The 17872-nt window shown below is 48.9% G+C and carries 22 protein-coding genes; 8 read left to right on the top strand and 14 right to left on the bottom strand.

The genetic code is table 11. From position 1 onward, the window contains the following. The 8 genes from RSA72_RS14605 to RSA72_RS10215 all read right to left on the bottom strand — a co-directional run. On the bottom strand, positions 1 to 74 hold a 74-nt coding region (locus tag RSA72_RS14605; protein WP_443098339.1), incomplete at its 3' end, for a hypothetical protein. A 24-nt stretch (positions 75 to 98) separates the two neighbouring features. Next, positions 99 to 683, bottom strand: coding sequence for a CvpA family protein (locus tag RSA72_RS10245; RefSeq protein ID WP_332624374.1), 585 nt, complete (start codon positions 681 to 683; stop codon positions 99 to 101). Positions 684 to 688: 5 nt separating this feature from the next. Continuing rightward, positions 689 to 1690, bottom strand: a complete 1002-nt coding sequence (locus RSA72_RS10240) for a quinone-dependent dihydroorotate dehydrogenase (RefSeq protein WP_332624372.1) — start codon at positions 1688 to 1690, stop codon at positions 689 to 691. 90 nt (positions 1691 to 1780) lie between these two features. Continuing rightward, positions 1781 to 2260, bottom strand: a complete 480-nt coding sequence (gene gspM, locus RSA72_RS10235) for a type II secretion system protein GspM (protein WP_332624370.1) — start codon at positions 2258 to 2260, stop codon at positions 1781 to 1783. Next, complete coding sequence (gene gspL, locus RSA72_RS10230; RefSeq protein WP_332624368.1) at positions 2260 to 3399, bottom strand: type II secretion system protein GspL; 1140 nt, start codon at positions 3397 to 3399, stop codon at positions 2260 to 2262. Before gspL ends, gspM begins: the two co-directional genes overlap by 1 nt. Positions 3400 to 3429: 30 nt before the next feature. Next, positions 3430 to 3885 (bottom strand): phosphohistidine phosphatase SixA, encoded by a 456-nt coding sequence (sixA, locus tag RSA72_RS10225; protein ID WP_332624366.1) that lies wholly within the window; start codon positions 3883 to 3885, stop codon positions 3430 to 3432. 76 nt (positions 3886 to 3961) lie between these two features. Beyond that, on the bottom strand, positions 3962 to 5035 hold the full coding sequence (locus RSA72_RS10220; protein ID WP_332633144.1) for an NAD(P)H-dependent glycerol-3-phosphate dehydrogenase: 1074 nt from the start codon (positions 5033 to 5035) through the stop codon (positions 3962 to 3964). A gap of 34 nt (positions 5036 to 5069) precedes the next feature. Continuing rightward, on the bottom strand, positions 5070 to 5645 hold the full coding sequence (locus RSA72_RS10215; RefSeq protein ID WP_332624544.1) for a nitroreductase family protein: 576 nt from the start codon (positions 5643 to 5645) through the stop codon (positions 5070 to 5072). A 212-nt stretch (positions 5646 to 5857) separates the two neighbouring features. On the opposite strand from RSA72_RS10215, the gene RSA72_RS10210 reads away from it, so the two are divergent. After that, positions 5858 to 6241 carry a hypothetical protein gene (locus RSA72_RS10210; RefSeq protein WP_332624543.1) on the top strand — a complete coding sequence of 128 codons (384 nt, stop codon included), beginning with the start codon at positions 5858 to 5860 and terminating at the stop codon, positions 6239 to 6241. 257 nt (positions 6242 to 6498) lie between these two features. Here RSA72_RS10210 and rhlB read toward each other — a convergent pair whose 3' ends face one another. Next, the gene (gene rhlB / locus RSA72_RS10205) at positions 6499 to 7650 is read right to left on the bottom strand and encodes an ATP-dependent RNA helicase RhlB (protein WP_332624542.1); all 1152 of its coding nucleotides are present in this window, start codon (positions 7648 to 7650) and stop codon (positions 6499 to 6501) included. Positions 7651 to 7749: 99 nt separating this feature from the next. After that, entirely contained in the window at positions 7750 to 7962 is a 213-nt protein-coding gene (locus RSA72_RS10200) for a cold-shock protein (RefSeq protein ID WP_004648643.1), read from the bottom strand. A 426-nt stretch (positions 7963 to 8388) separates the two neighbouring features. Here RSA72_RS10200 and RSA72_RS10195 point away from each other — a divergent pair, with 426 nt between their 5' ends. The 6 genes from RSA72_RS10195 to RSA72_RS10170 all read left to right on the top strand — a co-directional run bounded on the left by RSA72_RS10195 (position 8389) and on the right by RSA72_RS10170 (position 12079). Continuing rightward, positions 8389 to 8628, top strand: a complete 240-nt coding sequence (locus RSA72_RS10195) for a sulfurtransferase TusA family protein (protein WP_332624637.1) — start codon at positions 8389 to 8391, stop codon at positions 8626 to 8628. Positions 8629 to 8768: 140 nt separating this feature from the next. Continuing rightward, a complete protein-coding gene (gene rpoH, locus RSA72_RS10190) occupies positions 8769 to 9638 on the top strand; it encodes an RNA polymerase sigma factor RpoH (RefSeq protein ID WP_068910742.1) in 870 nt (289 codons plus the stop codon). A gap of 164 nt (positions 9639 to 9802) precedes the next feature. Beyond that, entirely contained in the window at positions 9803 to 10168 is a 366-nt protein-coding gene (locus tag RSA72_RS10185; protein WP_332624636.1) for a DUF423 domain-containing protein, read from the top strand. 20 nt (positions 10169 to 10188) lie between these two features. After that, positions 10189 to 10386, top strand: a complete 198-nt coding sequence (gene thiS / locus RSA72_RS10180; RefSeq protein ID WP_332624635.1) for a sulfur carrier protein ThiS — start codon at positions 10189 to 10191, stop codon at positions 10384 to 10386. 11 nt (positions 10387 to 10397) lie between these two features. Continuing rightward, on the top strand, positions 10398 to 11180 hold the full coding sequence (locus RSA72_RS10175) for a thiazole synthase (protein ID WP_332633141.1): 783 nt from the start codon (positions 10398 to 10400) through the stop codon (positions 11178 to 11180). Between the two features lie 185 nt (positions 11181 to 11365). Beyond that, entirely contained in the window at positions 11366 to 12079 is a 714-nt protein-coding gene (locus RSA72_RS10170) for a hypothetical protein (protein WP_332622802.1), read from the top strand. A 42-nt stretch (positions 12080 to 12121) separates the two neighbouring features. Here the strand turns inward: RSA72_RS10170 and RSA72_RS10165 are convergent, their stop codons facing one another. From RSA72_RS10165 to RSA72_RS10150, 4 genes are all read right to left on the bottom strand, one after another. Beyond that, the gene (locus RSA72_RS10165) at positions 12122 to 12418 is read right to left on the bottom strand and encodes a putative quinol monooxygenase (RefSeq protein ID WP_332622803.1); all 297 of its coding nucleotides are present in this window, start codon (positions 12416 to 12418) and stop codon (positions 12122 to 12124) included. A 13-nt stretch (positions 12419 to 12431) separates the two neighbouring features. Next, on the bottom strand, positions 12432 to 13013 hold the full coding sequence (locus RSA72_RS10160) for an NAD(P)H-dependent oxidoreductase (protein ID WP_332622804.1): 582 nt from the start codon (positions 13011 to 13013) through the stop codon (positions 12432 to 12434). Positions 13014 to 13172: 159 nt separating this feature from the next. Beyond that, positions 13173 to 13784, bottom strand: a complete 612-nt coding sequence (locus tag RSA72_RS10155) for a glutathione binding-like protein (protein WP_332622805.1) — start codon at positions 13782 to 13784, stop codon at positions 13173 to 13175. 464 nt (positions 13785 to 14248) lie between these two features. Then, positions 14249 to 16741, bottom strand: a complete 2493-nt coding sequence (locus RSA72_RS10150; protein WP_332622806.1) for an ExeM/NucH family extracellular endonuclease — start codon at positions 16739 to 16741, stop codon at positions 14249 to 14251. 196 nt (positions 16742 to 16937) lie between these two features. Here RSA72_RS10150 and trmB point away from each other — a divergent pair, with 196 nt between their 5' ends. Beyond that, complete coding sequence (trmB, locus tag RSA72_RS10145; protein WP_332622808.1) at positions 16938 to 17654, top strand: tRNA (guanosine(46)-N7)-methyltransferase TrmB; 717 nt, start codon at positions 16938 to 16940, stop codon at positions 17652 to 17654. The last annotated feature ends 218 nt before the right edge of the window (positions 17655 to 17872 follow it).

Here is a 17872-nt window from a genome sequence, read left to right as displayed (position 1 = left end):
TGTAACATCGTTAATGCATCAAACAACATTTGGTTAACGGGTGATTTACCAGCTATACCAACTACTCCACACATAGCAACCTCGCAGACACGCTAGGATTAATAAAAAGGATTATTTGTTGACTCACCTGATGAACGCTCTTTTTTGTTCAGCGCTTCAGATGATGCTGCTGAAGATTTATGCTCATCTTCAGCATGTATATGATGCAATGCTTCACTGGCCGCTTCCTTGGACATTTGAGCCACCCAGGGCGCATAAGGCAGTAAAGTCTGTATAAATTTGGACTGCCTCCAGTGCGGCGAACTTTCCACCCAAGGCCCAACACCCTGAATGGTAATCAGCACAACCAGCAGGCCTTTCAAGCCGCCGAACACACCGCCTGCCAAGCGGTTGAGCGGGCCCAGCTTAAGCGTCCTTAAAATGCCGTTCAGCAAATAGGTTACAAGCCATGTCAGCACCACAATTATGAGGACAATGAATGCAAAGGCTGCAATTTTCTGCACCACCGGGTCTGAACTGAGTGAAAGCATCGAAGGCGCCAGAACGGCAGCATATTTTGCCGCAACAATTAATGCCAGAATCCATCCTGCCAAGTTCGCAAAGGCTTTAATAAATCCTTGACGCAAACCGTTGAGCCCTCCAATGAGCAAAAGAATCAGTATAAAGACATCAATGGTGTTCATGATCTTTACAGTGCGTCTACACAGTCTTTAATCAGCTTGGGTCCAGTATATATGAGGCCGCTGTAAATTTGCACAAGGGCTGCGCCGGCATTCTTTTTCGCCAGCGCGTCTTCACCCGACAAAATGCCGCCGACGCCAATCAATGGAATTTGCCCCTGCAGCGCTTGGGCAAACGCTGCCAGGCAGGCGGTGCTTTTGGCAAAGACCGGCGCGCCAGACAGGCCGCCGGCTTCATTGCCGTGCGCTAAGTTTTCAACGCCTTCACGCGAAAGCGTCGTATTGGTGACAATCAGGCCGTCAATTTTAAAGGTCAGCAGCTGCTGCGCGATAAACTGAATATCTTCAGGCTCTAAATCCGGCGCAACTTTCAGCACCAATGGCACATAGTGCTGGTTTTCTTCCGCCAATTCAAGCTGGCGCTTCTTTAAAGTTTCCAGCAGCTCGGTCAGCGCCTCGCCGCTTTGCAGGCTGCGCAGGTTTTTAGTGTTTGGAGAAGAAATATTGACCGTAATATAGGACGCGTAATTATAGACTTTCTCAAGGCAAATCAGGTAATCATCTACCGCGTTTTCCACCGCTGTCGCAGCGTTTTTGCCGATATTGATGCCCAGCACGCCTTTAAATTTAGAGGCTTTGACATTTTCAATCAGCTGATCCACACCGTCATTATTGAAGCCCATGCGGTTAATAATGGCTTTCGCTTCCGGCAGGCGGAACAGGCGCGGCTCAGGATTGCCCGGCTGAGGCTTTGGCGTAATGGTGCCAATTTCAATAAAGCCGAACCCTTGCGCAGCCAAGGCGTCAATATAAGCGCCGTTCTTGTCCAGGCCGGCAGCCAGGCCGACAGGATTCGGAAATTCAATTCCCATGCAGGTCACAGGCTTAGATGCAGCAGCTTGCCGCATCAAGCCCAGCTTATGGGCTGATTTCAGGAGGGATAATGTCAGCTCATGTGCACGCTCTGGTGCTAAAGTAAACAACAAAGGGCGGGCAAGAGAATACAACATATCTGCAAAAGTCTACTGCTTTTTAAGTCGCCGTATTATAGGCATAGCCCAGCGAAAACGCCATGCTTAGGCCTTCTTTATTTCTAGCGATTATTGTACAGCCGCTGTTAATTTAATCTGCCCGGCTTCAGAATTTAACTCCATTTTTTCAACACTTAGGCCTGACTGCGCCAGCTGCGTCAAAAAATTTGCCAGCACCGCATAATTTTCATGCATCACGGCAATCTGAATCTGCTCGCCGGACTGCTGCGAAGCGACGGAAAGCCCCTGCTGCTGCGCGGCCCGCTGCACCTTATCCGCAGCCGATAGCTCAGCATCCCCCGCCGGCTTCATGGTCACGGCATTGCTTTGCATCCAGACCATCGTATCTTTTAAGCCGTTCACGCGCTTTTGCTGAAACTCAGCTGCTTTATGCATATAAAACAGCGCAGAACCCACGGCTGCCGCAATCACAAATATGGATGTAAGCACAACCATAATACGCTCGCGCGCTGAGAGCCGATCCAAATAATCTGTGATTTTTTCCGCGCGCTGATCAAATGCCTGCTGTATTTGCTCTAATGCTTTCATTATTGTATTTTCACCAATCCAACAACACCGGAACTATTCGGCTGAATATTCCCCAGTTCCACTTTAAAGCCCTGCTGGCTCAGCTGCTGGGTTAAATTCTGCAAAACTTCAGCAGAACCCGCCTTCAGCTCCATATTCAGCGCAGAACTGTCGTACACCACGCGGTTTGCCACAACCTGATTCTGCATCAGCACGGGGCCAACCCGGCTGAGCAAAGACAAGGCCTGCGTACTGCCGGTCTGGCTTTGGCGCATCTGGCTTTCAAACTGGCTTTTCAGCGTCTGCTCTGTCACCGGATAGTTCTGCCCGAACCAGTATTTAAACTGCTCAACCGCCTGCGCAGCCATGGCATTGGCCACTTTCTTATTTTGATACCAGCGCACAGCGTCATAGCTGAACTGTACGGCAAGCAAGCCCAGCAGCACAGCAGCGCAGGCTTTCCAGTAACCGGATATCCCCGTACTGCTTTTCGCTTTCGGCAGCACATTGAATGGATGCTGCTTGGCTTTTTTAATATCCGGCACCGCATAATGGAAGCTTTCCAGCTGATCCTGCGTAACGACAGCCTCCAGGCTATGCATCTGCTCCGCGGTTAAATTGGTGATCTTATAGGCTGGATGTTCCGGCTGATAATCCAGAAATAGCGCTAAATCATCAACAGACTGGCCGCAAAATTCATTTTCGCGCACCAGCAGGCGCCCGCCGATATTGCCCAATACCGTCTGCCCCGCTTCCGGCACAGGCAGCAGCAGGAAATCCGGCAGCAGGGATACCGCTTTGACAGGAATCAAAGCCAGCGCATGCTGCAGCGTTTCCACCGCAGAGTTTGCAACGCCTAAAATCGTCAGCTGATCCGGATGCTGAAAATGATGCAGCACTTTCATTAAATCCAAAGGCAGAATCACATATTCTTCCAGCAGATATTTCACCCCATCCGGCCCAAGCTTCTTGTACTGCGCTTTCGGCAAGGCCTGCTGAATAATCTGCACATTCCTGCTTGGGAAAAACACCACAGCTTCTTTGCCGTGATGCTCGTGCAGGTCTTGAATCAACTGTTCAAGATTTGAGGACTGCTTCCAGCACTCCCCATCAGACCATTGCCAAACCCCATTGGCCTCAGGTATCCATAAATACAACATCGGTGCTTTTCTGCCGTTTTAATTAATTTATTATGCTGCTGGAATAAAACTTTTAATTTGCGTTGACAGCCCTGACGCTATCACCGCCTGCTCATAGATGCGGGCTTCCGCCAAAGCATAAGGGTTGAATGATTCTGAAACCAGAATGGACGCTATATGCGCCACCACATTCATATGGCAAACCACGGCAATTGACTCATAAGGCAGCTGCGACAGCCACTCTACCGCTGTTTTAGCATCATCATCCGGCTTAATGGTGTTGCACACCACCACAGGCACATCTGGAAAATGCTTCTGCAAATGCGCCAGCGTTTCCTGCGCGCGCAGCAGCGGACTGACCACGAATACTTCCGGGCGGATAATATCCTTTAAGAAATCCGCCATCTGCTCCGCCTGCAGGTGGCCGCGCTCCGTCAGCGGGCGCACGCTGTCATTGCCCATCACAGGCCGGGCTGCTTCCCCGTGGCGTACTAAAGTCAGTTGCATAAAATTTCCTTATTTACTGTGGCGCATTATATACATAGTTCATGACAATTCTGTTTTCATCACACGCTGTTTTTGCTCAGGCCTGCTGATGCGGCAGCACAAACTCCACATCGCTGCGGTGGCCGTTTTTCATTAATGAAAGCGCAATGCTCAATGGCGGCGCGCCCTCATAAATCACATTATATAATGCGCTGGTAATCGGCATATAGACATTCAGCGCTTCTGAACGGGCCTTGACCTGCACAATGGTATTGATGCCTTCCGCAGTCTGACCCAGCTCTTGAGTCGCCTGCTCCAGCGTTTTTCCCGAACCCAAAGCGAAACCGACCTGATAGTTGCGGCTGAGCGGACTGCTGCATGTGGCGAATAAATCACCAACCCCGGACAATCCAAGGAAGGTCAGCGGATTGGCGCCCAGCTCTACCGCAAAACGGCTCATTTCCGCCAAGGCGCGGGTCAAAATCATGCTTTTGGTATTTTCGCCCACGCCGTAAGCCGCTGCCATGCCCATCGCCACAGCATAAATATTCTTCAGCGCGCCGCCCAGCTCCACGCCGTGCACATCATCACTGGAAAATACGCGGAACAGCGCACTGTGCAGCGCCTGCTGCACCGCATAGCGCACCAGCTCAGACTGGCTGGCGATTACCGTTCCGGCCGGCTGGCCAGCAATAATTTCCTTGGCTAAATTCGGCCCGGACAGCACGCCATACGGCACTTCCGGCAGCACTTCACGGATAATGTCGCTCATAAAGCTGAAGGTTTTCGCTTCAATGCCTTTGGTTAATGACACCACGGCCTGCGAAGTAATAAAAGGCTTAATCTGTTCCAATACACTGCGGAATGAATGGCTTGGGATCGCGACGAAAATAATATCGCGGCCGCAGACCGCGTCTTCCAGATTTGAGGTCGCGTGCAGGCCGGCCTCCAGCTGAAAATCCGGAAGATAACGCTTATTGATATGCGTTGCATTAATATCGGCAGCCGCCTCCCCATCCCGAATCCAGATGATAGTGTCGCAGCCGTTGCGCACTGCTGTATTAGCCATGGCTGTGCCGAAACTGCCGCCGCCAAGCACGGTGACTCTTAGGGCGGTTTTATCAGCTGGCGCCGCCGTTTCGACTAAATCTGAAAATTTAAGTTCTGACATTGTTTTTATTTCCTAACGCGCTGTATGCGAACGCTTACTTTTTCCAATCACTGACAAATTCTGAAGTCTGCATTTCTGCGCGGGGCGGAATCGCCTTAACTGCTGTGCCAATATAAATAATGCCTGAAATCAAGTCTGTTTCGCTTAAACCTAAAGCCCGCTTGAATAAAGCCGACTCCACCACTGCGCCGCTGCGCCACATGGTCGAAAAGCCTTGAGCCTGCAAAGACAGCAGGAAATTCTGCACAGCTGCGCCAGTACTTAAAATCTGCTCAAAATGAGGCACTTTAGGATGGTCCTGCAGCCGGGTTAAAGCCAATACCAAAAGCGGCGCGCGGAATGGATGATGCTTCACGCGCTCCAGCTGCGCAGCTTCCGTCTGGCCCGTATCCGCCAGCGCCTGCGACAGCAGCTCGCCGAACGCTTCACGCTGCGCTTCATGCACCACCACAAAGCGGGTGGGCTTTAAACGGTGATGATCCGGCGCAGTCAAAGCCGCTTGAAATGCCCTTTCCAGCTGCGCGGCATCCGGCGCCGGCTCAGCCAAATGCCCAATCGATTGACGCTGATGAATGTTTTGATGAACCGTTTCAACCGCTAACTCTGACATTGACATTTTATACCGCTTTAATAAATCCGCCCCAAGATTAGCATATTCTCAAGCACTTACTCCATACGGTTGGCGCCGGGAAGTTTCAATTTATTTGGCCGCACCGCCTCACAGGCCGGCAATAAAAAGCAGCACAACTCATACAGCTTTCACGCGCTCATGCCCAGAAGCTGTGTTCAAATATAGAAAATTTACCAAACGGGGAAAAAATCATGAAAAAACAGCTGCTCACCTGTACCGCAATTACATCTGCAATCCTGCTGAGTGCCTGCGCATCGAATGCGCCAACAAAGTCTTTGGCCATTCAAAAGCCAAACAATCAATATGAAGTCACTGCCGTTGGCAAAACCAGCCTTGCAGCCAAAAACAATGCCATTTCAGCAGCCAACAGCACCTGCGGCAGAAACGCCTCCCCGATTATTGTCGATGAAAAAAGCGGCTACAATGGCGCACTGAAAGGCGTTTTTGATGAAAAAACCGGGCAAATGGTGCAAGCAGCAGCCGGCATTTTAGGCTCAATTACCGGCAGCAATACCGATATCAGCAAGGAGGATGACTATCAAACCATCCTCACCTTTACCTGTCAGGCTAAATAAGCGATTAGCCTGAAAAAAGAAGTCAAAAAAACCGCTCTATTTGAGTAATGCTGATCAGTTAAGCGTAATTTCATTATTACTGATTGATAAATCTCCCCTAACCCCTCTTTGAAAAAGAGGGGAACACCCTTGAATTCAAGACTGTATTGAATTTCAAAATACTCCCTCCTTTGAAAAAGGAGGGTTGGGGAGGATTAAAAATGCTTAACTGACCGGCATTAGCTCATTTTGAGCGGTTTTTTCTTGCGGGGGTGAAATCAGCAATAGCCTTCCAAGCGGGTTAAAGGCAGCTTCTGGCCAATAGCCTTCTCAATTTCCGGCAGGTAGAACGCATCATCTTCCGACAGGAAACTGATGCTGACGCCGCGCGAGCCTGCGCGGCCAGTACGGCCAATACGGTGCACATAGTCATCGGACTGTTCCGGCAAGGTAAAGTTCACCACATGCGAAACGCCGTCCACATGAATGCCGCGGCCAGCCACATCGGTCGCAATCATAATGTTGTGCTTGCCGTTTTTAAACTGATCCAGCATTTTCAAGCGCTTGTCCTGCGCAATCTCACCGGACAGCATCACCGCCTGATAGCCGTCTTTTTTCAAATGATCATACAGGCGGCGCACCTGATCGCGGCGGTTGGCAAAGATCATGACTTTTTCAATCGGCTCATCGCGCAGAATATCCTGCAGCAGCTTGTACTTGTCCGATTTCGCAACCATATACACGCGCTGTTCCACGTCCGCATTGGTTTTCTTGTCCGGCTCAATTTCTACAGTCACCGGCTCGAACAGCCACTGCTGCGCCAAATTCAAAACATCATAGCTGAATGTCGCGGAGAACATCAGCGTCTGGCGCTGCTCCTTGCGCGGCGAGTAGCGCACAATCCGCTTCACTGAAGGAATGAAACCCATGTCCAGCAGGCGGTCAGCTTCATCAATTACTAAAAATTCAATTTGATCCAGCCAGACTTCCTTCTGCTCGACAAAGTCGATTAAACGCCCTGGCGTTGCCACAATAATATCAACAAAATTTTTATTCAGCTGCGCTTTCTGCTTATCAAAGTCAACACCGCCCAGCAAGGTCACGACATGCAGATTGCTGAATTTAGTTAATTCTTTTGCATCACTTTCAATCTGCAAAGCCAGCTCACGCGTAGGCGCCAGGATTAAGGCGCGCGGTTCGCCGCGGTAGCGCTGCTCCTGAATGGGATTATTCAGCAAATCATTGATCACGCTGACCAAGAATGCAGCCGTTTTACCCGTACCGGTCTGTGCACGGCCAATAGCGTCATGTCCAGCCAAAGTATATTTTAAAACTTTCTGCTGAATTGGCGTCATTTCTTTGAAACCTAAAGCATCAATTGCCTGTTTCAATTGCGGATGTAAATTTAAGGCTTCAAAACCAGATGACATATAAATGCGCTCGAACGTTAGTAATCACAAAAACTTCAACCATTATAAACAAAAAACGCCCCAATTTACATTGGAGCGTTTTTCAGACTGCCTAGACGATTAGTCTAAAGGCTGAACTTCTTCAGCTTGGAAGCCTTTTTGACCTTTTACTACGCTGAATTCAACGCGTTGGCCGTCACGAAGTGAACGGTGGCCGTCACCTTGGATAGCGCGGAAATGAACGAATACATCGTCACCGCCGTTACGTTGAATAAAGCCGAAACCTTTAGTGTCGTTGAACCATTTAACAACGCCTTGTTCACGTGCTGTCATAAGTTAATCCTCATTGTATTGCATAAGAAGGACAACCCGGTGTTGCAAACAGCAGAGCAAACAAAGTTTAAAAATGTTTTTATTTCTAAGCTTGTAATCATTCTGTAAAACTATTAACAAAATCCCGGTTACATCCATTTGCATTTGGGCGAAAAACAACTTTTGTTTGTCTGAAATCCCAAATACGCGTCGAGCTTAACATGGGTTCATGACAATTGATAGATTTTTTTCATCATTCTTCATTTTATCTCAGAATATTTTTTCATAAGCTTGCCGTTCATTTTTCTTAACCGCGGATTATAAGCAAGTTGCAATCCGCTGGTTTTGCTTAACTGCTGATGATAAAAAAATTGCAAATTGTTTGGGCTTTCCCGGCCAATTTGCTAATATTTCTGTTCTTTTTAAAAATCATGATTGGATTTTAAAATGAGTGAGAATTCAGCCGCATCCGCCATTATGATTGATGCCATGGGGAAACCCTGCCCTATGCCGCTCTTAATGCTCAAAAAGGCTTTAAAGCTGCATGCCGGCCAGGCATTTTTTTTATTAAAATCCTCTGACCCGCACAGCCAGCAGGATGTTTTACGCTACTGCCAGATGCATGCCTTAGGCTGCCGGCTGGATAAAATATCCAATGATGAATATCACTACTTAATTGAATCTTAAATATTTTCAATTAAACTTAAAACCCTAAAAACTTTATTAAAGTTTACATTTCGCTACCCAATTTTCCATAATTCAGGTAAATATTGGATTAAGATAAAACTTAATTATTGGCAAAGCCTTTTTACGCTCAAGGAGAACACATGAGTGACAGCAGCAATCAATTGATGCCCCTGTCATTATCGGCACCAGGGGTAAACCTCGGTGCTTATATCAGTACTGTCAACCAGATTCCTATTCTCACAGCCGACCAAGAAAAAGAGCTGGCGGAACGCTATTATTACGATCAGGATTTAGACGCGGCGAAAATGCTGGTTATGTCGCATTTGCGCTTTGTGGTTCATATTGCGCGCAGCTACGCGGGCTATGGCTTGCCTCAGGGCGACCTGATTCAGGAAGGCAATTTAGGCTTGATGAAAGCCGTAAAGCGCTTTGACCCGAATATGGGCGTGCGCTTAGTGTCTTTTGCTGTGCACTGGATTAAAGCTGAAATTCATGAATATGTGATCCGCAACTGGCGCATCGTCAAAATTGCGACCACCAAAGCGCAACGTAAATTATTCTTCAATTTGCGCAGCTTGAAGAAATCATCAAAAAAATTAACGCTGGCCGAAGCGCAGTCAATTGCTGATGACTTAAACGTGACCGCTGAGCAAGTGCTGGAAATGGAAGGCCGCCTGACTGCTTACGATGCTGCCTTTGAAGCACAGGGCGATGATGATGATGAAGGCTCAACCCATGTTGCGCCGGCGCTGTATCTAGAAGACAACCGCTACGATCCTGCCCGTCTGATTGAGAATGAAGACTATGAGGAGCAAAGCACTTCCGCCCTGCACGATGCAATGGAACAGCTGGATGACCGTTCCCGCAATATCCTGCAGCGCCGCTGGCTGGATGACGAAAAATCCACCCTGCATGAATTGGCAGCTGAGTACAATGTTTCCGCAGAGCGCATCCGCCAGCTAGAAAAAAATGCCATGGAAAAAATTAAAGTGGCCATGTCTTCAAATTAACGGCATGGCCTGTGCAAAAAAGCGCTTCACGCCCCCTCAAAGCCGGACGGCTGATTAGCAGCGTTTTAGGGCAAATTTCCGCGCCCAGGGCAGGATTTCATCTTTAATCTGCGCCTCAAAATATGCTATGGTTGAGCGCAAATTTTACTAAGGTAATCTTGCCCATGCGGATCGCCATTTCAGCACTGAATTTAGCCCTTGCGGTCATGCTGGGCGCCTTTGGCGCGCACGGCTTAAAAGCCAGCGCCACGGAAGCGCAGCTGGGCTGGTGGCAGACGGCTACAGATTACTTCTTCTATCATGCTTTGGGGCTGCTGGCGCTTGCCGTTCTCAGCAAAGTCATTCCCCAGCTTCCTATTAAAGCCAGCTTTTGGCTGATTCAAGTCGGCATTTTCTTCTTCTGCGGCTCCCTATACATTATGGCTTTAGGCCTGCCGCGCGGTTTAGGCGCCATTACCCCGATCGGCGGCGCGCTGATGATTTTAGGCTGGCTGGCGCTGGCCTGGAACGCGTTAAAATACGCAAAATAGCACACTCGAGATTTTCTGAAATGCATATTTACTTGAATGGCGAACCGCAGCAGACTTCATGCCGCAATTTACTGGAACTGATTCAGGAATTGGCGCTGGAAGGCAAGCGCTTTGCCGTTGAAAAAAATGAAATGATCATTCCCAAAAGCAAGCTGGAACAGACAGCTATTTGCGATGCAGACCGCATTGAAATCATACATGCCGTTGGCGGCGGTTAACAGGAGCTCCCATGCAAGATACATTTAAAATTGGTTCACGCACGTTCAATTCACGCTTACTGGTGGGCACTGGCAAATACAAGGATCTGCACGAAACCGATCTGGCCATTCAAGCCAGCGGCGCAGAGATTGTCACTGTCGCCATTCGCCGCGTGAATATTGGCCAGCACCCGGATCAGCCGAATTTGCTTTCTGTGGTGCCGCCGGAAAAATACACCATTCTGCCGAATACCGCCGGCTGTTTTGATGCCGACAGCGCTGTGCGCACCTGCATGCTGGCGCGTGAACTTTTAGACGGCCACAATCTGGTGAAGCTGGAAGTTTTAGGCGATGAAAAAACCCTATATCCAAATGTCACCGCAACTTTAAAAGCCGCACGCACGCTGATTGATGACGGTTTTGAAATCATGGTCTACACTTCGGATGACCCGATTGTGGCGCAGGAACTGGAAAGCATGGGCTGTGTGGCTATTATGCCTTTAGGCAGCCTCATTGGCTCAGGCTTGGGCATTTTGAATCCGCATACCCTTTCTATTATTAAAGAAAATGCCAAAGTTCCAGTACTGGTAGATGCCGGCGTAGGTACGGCAAGCGATGCCGCCATTGCCATGGAGCTGGGCTGTGACGGCGTGCTGATGAATACCGCCATTGCCGCCGCGCAGAACCCTGTACTGATGGCATCCGCCATGAAGAAAGCAGTTGAAGCTGGCCGTGAAGCCTTTCTTGCCGGGCGCATGCCGCGCAAGCGCATGGCGAATGCCAGCTCGCCGGAAACCGGCTATTTCTTTAAATAAGCCTCATCATGCCTCTACGCTTTAGCTCAAGGATTCTTCGGAATCCTTTTTTATCGCGCTGATTCAATAGGGCAACAGCTGTACTGATTGCATGTTAAAAGCTCAATGCAATAATATCAGATAAATAATTTCAGCTCTTTCTGGGCTTGCGCAGAAAATATGAATCACGGATTAGGATTAAATGAATGCTAAAACAGAAAATCAGCTGCCTTCTGGCAGCCTGCCTATTGGCAAATACGCTGATCAGCACAGCTTGGGCAAAGGCTGAAACCAAAGCAGAATATCAGTCATTTATTCCCCACAACTGGAAACTTTTGGAAAAAGTTCAAGGCGATTTAAATGGCGATGTCCAGGCAGATCTGGCGCTCATTATTGAAGACAGCAACCCTAAAAATATTGTCAAAAATGACAGCTTAGGAAGCCCAGAACTGAATTTAAATCCCCGGAAACTGCTGGTTCTGTTTAAAAAGCCGCAAGGCTATCAGCTGGCGGCCAGCAATGATTTTCTGCCAGCCGAAGGCGATGCAGAATCGCCCTGCCTTGCCGATCCTTTAGCTGAAGGCGAAGCTTTAGCAATCAAAAATGGCCTGCTTAAAATTGGCTTGCATTACTGGCTCAGTTGCGGCTCATGGTATGTAAGCAATCATCTTTATACATTCAGATATCAAGATCAGTCTTTTAAACTAATTGGCTATGACAGCAATGATTTCCACCGCTCTTCCGGCGATATTACAGAACGGAGCATTAACTTTTTAACCGGAAAAGTGAAAAGCACTTCAGGCAAAAATGAATTTGCAGAAGGCCACCAGCCCATCAAAACCCAATGGACGAAGCTGAAAAATAAATACCCGCTTAAACTGGAACAGGTTAAGTTTAATGAGCATTATGAGTTTGAATAAAACAGCCTGCGGAAAGGCTGTTTCCCTGATACCGCAAGCGCCTTAAACTTGTTCCAAAATGCGCACCAGCACTTTAAACACTGCTCCCAGCGCTGCCTGCATATTGGCGCTTTGCATATGCCTTTCCAAATCCTGCGCAGTTTCCCATTTTTCATACATCACAATGGAATAAGGCACTTTGCTCTGCATCGCGCTTTCTGCGGCAGCATCTATATGCACATCATAGCCATGACAGCCAGTTTCCTGCAGCACCAGCGGCCTAATGGTTTTAAAAGACGCTAAAACTATTTTAAAATCATCTTCTGAATGGCACAGAATTTCCGCAAGAACGGTCAGCATGGCAATCTCCTGATTAGGCAAATGCCTGCATCAAATGGCTGCGGTATTGCGCTTTATAGGCAGCGATCTCCGGCGCTTTAATCACATCATTGACCATAAATGTCGGCAGCGCCTGCATGCCTAAAAATTGATTGGCTTTATGAAATGGCAGATACACGCCGTCTACGCCGGCGCCATGGAAAAATTGGTCAGGCTCGGAAAATGCTTCGATTGGCGCATTCCATGTCAAGGACAGCATGTATTTTTTAGCGTGAATCAGCCCGCCTGAACCGTATTGTTTGGCCGCATCAGAGCGCGAGCGGCCGTCGTTTGCATAGAGGCTGCCATGCCCGGCAGTAAAGACATCATCAATATATTTTTTCACCGTCCACGGCGCGCCCATCCACCAACCCGGCATTTGATAAATAACCGTGTCCGCCCAAAGATATTTTTGAACTTCCTCCTGAGCATTATACAGACTGTCTGCGTGCGTCATTTGAACGCTGTGGCCTAATTCGCCTAATACAGTCTTTGCCAATGCAGCCAAAGTGTCATTTAATTCGCCATTGGAATGCGCAAACGTTTTAGCGCCATTGATAATTAAGATATTGCTCATGCAGCGGCCTTCAGTCTTGATTTATGCAGGCACTATAGAGGCAATTTTTATTGCAAAAAATATATCAATCAGCAAAATACTATTGATTAAAAATCATGAATAGCTCCTAAATATAAAAAAACGCCCGAAGGCGTCCTCTTGTCAGGCACAGCCCGCCAATTAAGGGATTAAGCCTTCATCGCGCATTGCAATCTGCACTGACTGGCGTTCTGCGACTTTATTGCGCAAGGCAATGATATTTTTATACGGCGTTAAATCGTGCCCAATGCCCTTCGACCAGTTGGTCAGCACAAATAAATACGCATCCGCCGGGCCAAAGTTGTCATCCACCAGATAATCGTTGTCCGACTCGCCGATGCTTTTTTCAATATAGCTGAGCAAGCGGTCAATCTCCGCATAGGCTTTATCCTTCGCCTCTGCGCTTAACGGCCCGCCAAAGAACACCGCATAGGCGTCATGCAGTTCAGAATTCAAATAGCCCAGCCATTCCAGCACCTTGGCGCGGCCTAGGCCAGAAGGCGGAATTAAATCCTGTTTCGGATCATGCTGCGCAAGAAACGGCAGAATCGCCACGTTTTCTGTAAGGATTAAGCCCGGATTGATTTCCAGCGCCGGCACATAGCCTTTAGGGTTAATTTCGTAATAATCTGCGCCTTTTTCTGTTTTATGTGTTTTTAGGTCAACGCGAACCAAATCAAAATCAACATTAATTTCATTTAAAATAATATGCGATGCTAAAGAGCATGCGCCCGGAGAATAATATAGCTTCATATCTGATCCTTGTTATTAAACTATTAATGTTTTAAATCGCTTCCGGCAAACTTTCAAGTCACTGAACCTGTAAATTGCAAAAAAGCCTAAATACATAAAAAAACATTTAGGCTTTGAATATTGTCTAAATCACAGAACTTTTCAAGTCAATCTGCACTGATTTTTTCCTGATGATGATTCGCCATGCGCATAAGTGCAGTTTGGCATTAAAACCCTATATTTTTTGGCAAACGCTGCTATTTTCAAATATCCGTGCCAATAAACCCGCGCTGCGCCGCTTGCCGGCCATACGGCTATTCAGGTCATTTTGCCGCTCAAGCCGGATCTTCAGCTTCCCTCCTGAGGAATAAACTAAACTGAAAAGCCAGATCAAAATAGGGATGCAAAGAACTCAACTCACAGGATTAAAAAACCTCCCGGCGACTGGCCGCCGGGAGGTTTTCGCTTAAGCCTAGCCGGAAAAATCAGTCTGACTGAATCGCCTTGCGGCGCCGAAGCTGAGCAAAAACCGCCAGCCCCAGCATGCTGAGCATGCCGAACAGCCCCATGCTGCCTCCGCCGATTTCCGCGCTGTCCTGCGGCGGCTGCACAGCCGCGTCATTCAGGTCTAAATCGACAATAATCGGGTCATGGTCAGACGAGCGGTACGGGTCGTCATTAAAGAATAATGCTTTCTGCTCATCGGTTTTATATTCATCGTTGTAATCCAGCGCCGTCGGCTCATCCGCGTTGATATGCCATGCAAAGGTGCGCTTCACCATCGGGTAGAGGTTCGCATCGGCAATGGCGTGATCCAGATTGCCTGAACCGCCATGGCCTTCCGTATTGCTGGCTACGCCGAACACATAGCTGTACGCCGCTTTGCCCTGACCGACTTTTTCGTCATTCAACAGCACTTTATAGCTGGCTTTCTCCAAAGCGAGAATCGGGTCTTCTTTGGCATAGCTGTTCATATCGCCCAGCAGCAGCAGGTTCGCATTCTGCTTTAATGCTGCCTGCTCTTTCGCTGTCCACTGCATCAGCTTCGCAACCGACTTGGTGCGCAGGTCATTCCAGCATCCTTGGCCGTCGCCCTGATCGGCATCCGGCGAAGCCTTATCTTTAGGGCAGCTGCCTTTGGATTTCAAATGGTTGGGAATTACCGTAAACAGCTTGCCGCCGCCCGCCGGCTTAAAGCTTTGCAGGAAGGTGACGCGGTTCATCTTACTTTCATCATCATATACCGCAGGATTGCCCACCGGCGTCACGCGCTTGCTGTTGTAAATTACCGCAACGGCTATCGCATCGCTGCCCAATTGCTCTTTTGCAGGCGCAACGTATTTCCAGTCACTGCCCAAGGCTTGGGTCAAATGGGCAATCGCGCTGTTTTCCGCATAGCCGTTGTTGGCGATTTCCATCAGCGCCACCACATCTGCATTCATCGCTTTTAAAGCGCTGACAATTTTCCTGTGCTGCTTTTCAAACTCGGCCGGCGTGCTTGCGCCGCGCGCTGTCGGAAAGCCTTTTTCCGCGCCATTGTCATAATTCAGCACGTTAAAGGCCGCCACGCGGATTTGCTTAGCGTCTTTCGCCGGCAGCGCGGCGCGCGGGTTCTTTTCTGCACTGACTGCCGGCTGATCCAAACTTGGGCGGGGCTGAATCCGCCACTGGCCGTAGCGGTATTCCAGAATTCCCTGCACATTCTGCATTTCATAGCCTGTTCGCAGAGAATTGGCAGCGCTGAAGTTCTGCGGCAGCCACGGCGTGCGGTTCTGATTGTTATAGCCGTCATCCAGCACAATTTTGGACAGCATGTTCTGCTTGGCCAAAGCCAGCGCTTCAGCAGATTTCGCAGGATAAAGATTGGTCGGGATATAGTGGCGTTCCGGCGTAAGCACCACTGAGCCAAAGCGGCCGTATTCATAGTTTTCACTGACGGTCAGCTTCTGCGGCAGCTTCACCAGCATGCCCTGATAGCGTTTCGGCGCATGGCCAGCGGAAGCGCTTAAGCTGTCAAAGGGCAAATTCACTGCCAGCGGCTGCACCAAAGACGATGCATTGTCCTGGCAGGAAACCACTTCGGTGCTTAAGTCCTGCAGCTGCAGCTGGTTTTGGTAATTGCTGAGCTTGCCTTTTAAAATGACTTCATCGCCCAGCTTGCCGCCTTTAACCGCACTGCTGGCCGGAATATACACAAAAATTGCATTGTTCGCGCCGGCCTTGGCCTTGCTGTCCGCAGTCTGGATAAAGAAGCCATTAAAGCCATTGCTGTAACGGAAGTCCGCGGTGATCACGCCGCGCACGGCATAGGCCTGATCCAGCGCCGCGCTGTGCAGGTCGGCAATGGCTGTGGTGCCTGAGCTGCAGCTGATATTTTCCGGCACCGGCTGGCTACCGCCGCCATTGAACAGGTTCTCACCGTAAGCGCTGCGGTCAGACCATTTTACCCATTGGCTTTCCAAATTGAAGGGATCTGCAGGGTTGACGCTGCCCGCGTCATTGCTGGACTGAATCCGCTTCAGGCTGTTCTTCGCGCTGTTGAATGCTGCTGTGCCCCAGCCCTCGCCGGGATCTGCGCCCAACTGGCCAAAGCGGTCAACCGCTTTATCACTATTCTTTAAAATTAAGGCATCATCGCCATTAAAAGACAAGCCCTTCACCAGAAACTGCATTTTATCCGCATAGCCCGCCAATGCCGCCTGCAGCTCTGCGCGCCCGACAATCATTTTCTGCTTTGGCCCTAAGCTTCCCTCCAGCTTAAATGTGCCGCTGGGCTTGTCTGAGGCGCCATTGCTGTATTGCAGAATGCTGTAGGCGGATAAATCCGCCGCTTTGCCGTCCGGGTTATAAATTTCCAGCCCTTTCTGGTTGGATATGCCGTCAATATATTGGCTGAACATGATTTCAGCATATGCAGGAAATGAACAGCCGCCCAGCAGCACGCATGTGGTTAAAAATTTTGGATTGAATGCCTTCATGATTTTTTATTGCTTGGTGAAATTATGTTCAGGATAATTTTACCAAATGACATCGCCGTGAAAATTTTGTGACAATTTAACTGAATTTTCCGCTGATAGCGGGCAGGCTGTTTCAGCTGATTTTCTGCAAAAAGTTTGACTTGTTAAGCGCAGGACTTAAAATACCGCATTCAAATTTTTTACATTTGCCAAAGTTATGTCGAACGATCAATTAGACCAGCAAGTCGTAGAGCTGGACAACTTAAGCGAGCAGCGTGAAATTGTGACGTTTATGCGCCGCTCAACGCCGTTGAACACGTCTCAACGCACTGCGCTTGAACAATATGGTCACTTGATTTTGGAATACCCGGTTGGCGACCTGCGCCAGCATTTTGAACATCCGGAGCACCCTTTAACGGTAGAAATCGGTTTCGGCATGGGCCGCTCGCTGGTGCTGATGGCGCGCGCCAACCCTGAACGCAACTTTGTCGGCATTGAAGTGCATGTGCCGGGTATTGCGCAGTGCGTGTATGAAGCCGGCATGGCTGAATTGAAAAACCTGCGCCTGCTGGATGCCGACGCGATTAAAGTGCTGCGTGAAATGCCGGACAGCAGCATTGACACCATTCAGCTGTATTTCCCAGACCCGTGGCAGAAAAAGCGCCACTTCAAGCGCCGTTTTGTCTCCCATGACCGCATGCCGCTGGTTGAGCAGAAATTGGCAATGGGCGGCACTTTCCACTCAGCGACGGACTGGGAACCGTATGCGGAATGGATGCTGGATGTGCTGGACAACCGTCCAAATCTGGAAAATCTGGCAGGCAAAGGCAACAGCTACCCGCGTCCAGAGTGGCGCCCGCAAACCAAGTTTGAACGCCGCGGACTGGAAGAAGGCCATAAAATTAATGACTTTATCTTCAAAAAAATCGGCTAAGCCCTTTTAGCAAATGCCAAAGAAAGCGCTCAAATCAGAGTAATGCCAGTCAATTAAGAAGCTGACTGGCTTTTTCTTTTTAAATTCTAGAATTTATTTGATACGCGGAAGTGTCATCCGCAACCTATCTGGTTTTTGAAATGGACTGTTTTTGCAATGAAAACTGTTTAAGTGCAGAAAGTGAACAGGTTTCGCGGATGACAAATGCTTTTGGTTCT

The sequence above is a fragment of the Acinetobacter sp. genome (assembly GCF_036659555.1).
Taxonomy (GTDB): Bacteria; Pseudomonadota; Gammaproteobacteria; order Pseudomonadales; family Moraxellaceae; genus Acinetobacter.
Note: the sequence above shows the minus strand (reverse complement) of the source record. Positions and strands in the feature narration are given on the sequence as shown.

Coding starts and splice junctions, on each gene's coding strand:
- rhlB (WP_332624542.1), bottom strand. CDS start 7,650: ATGTCATCTGGTTTTGAAGCCTTAAATTTACATCCGCAATTGAAACAG.
- RSA72_RS10155 (WP_332622805.1), bottom strand. CDS start 13,784: ATGAAGCTATATTATTCTCCGGGCGCATGCTCTTTAGCATCGCATATT.
- thiS (WP_332624635.1), top strand. CDS start 10,189: ATGCATATTTACTTGAATGGCGAACCGCAGCAGACTTCATGCCGCAAT.
- RSA72_RS10210 (WP_332624543.1), top strand. CDS start 5,858: ATGAAAAAACAGCTGCTCACCTGTACCGCAATTACATCTGCAATCCTG.
- RSA72_RS10160 (WP_332622804.1), bottom strand. CDS start 13,013: ATGAGCAATATCTTAATTATCAATGGCGCTAAAACGTTTGCGCATTCC.
- RSA72_RS10195 (WP_332624637.1), top strand. CDS start 8,389: ATGAGTGAGAATTCAGCCGCATCCGCCATTATGATTGATGCCATGGGG.
- RSA72_RS10165 (WP_332622803.1), bottom strand. CDS start 12,418: ATGCTGACCGTTCTTGCGGAAATTCTGTGCCATTCAGAAGATGATTTT.
- RSA72_RS10240 (WP_332624372.1), bottom strand. CDS start 1,690: ATGTTGTATTCTCTTGCCCGCCCTTTGTTGTTTACTTTAGCACCAGAG.
- RSA72_RS10215 (WP_332624544.1), bottom strand. CDS start 5,645: ATGTCAGAGTTAGCGGTTGAAACGGTTCATCAAAACATTCATCAGCGT.
- RSA72_RS10220 (WP_332633144.1), bottom strand. CDS start 5,035: ATGTCAGAACTTAAATTTTCAGATTTAGTCGAAACGGCGGCGCCAGCT.
- gspL (WP_332624368.1), bottom strand. CDS start 3,399: ATGTTGTATTTATGGATACCTGAGGCCAATGGGGTTTGGCAATGGTCT.
- trmB (WP_332622808.1), top strand. CDS start 16,938: ATGTCGAACGATCAATTAGACCAGCAAGTCGTAGAGCTGGACAACTTA.
- RSA72_RS10150 (WP_332622806.1), bottom strand. CDS start 16,741: ATGAAGGCATTCAATCCAAAATTTTTAACCACATGCGTGCTGCTGGGC.
- RSA72_RS10175 (WP_332633141.1), top strand. CDS start 10,398: ATGCAAGATACATTTAAAATTGGTTCACGCACGTTCAATTCACGCTTA.
- RSA72_RS10185 (WP_332624636.1), top strand. CDS start 9,803: ATGCGGATCGCCATTTCAGCACTGAATTTAGCCCTTGCGGTCATGCTG.
- rpoH (WP_068910742.1), top strand. CDS start 8,769: ATGAGTGACAGCAGCAATCAATTGATGCCCCTGTCATTATCGGCACCA.
- RSA72_RS10170 (WP_332622802.1), top strand. CDS start 11,366: ATGCTAAAACAGAAAATCAGCTGCCTTCTGGCAGCCTGCCTATTGGCA.
- gspM (WP_332624370.1), bottom strand. CDS start 2,260: ATGAAAGCATTAGAGCAAATACAGCAGGCATTTGATCAGCGCGCGGAA.
- RSA72_RS10245 (WP_332624374.1), bottom strand. CDS start 683: ATGAACACCATTGATGTCTTTATACTGATTCTTTTGCTCATTGGAGGG.
- RSA72_RS10200 (WP_004648643.1), bottom strand. CDS start 7,962: ATGACAGCACGTGAACAAGGCGTTGTTAAATGGTTCAACGACACTAAA.
- sixA (WP_332624366.1), bottom strand. CDS start 3,885: ATGCAACTGACTTTAGTACGCCACGGGGAAGCAGCCCGGCCTGTGATG.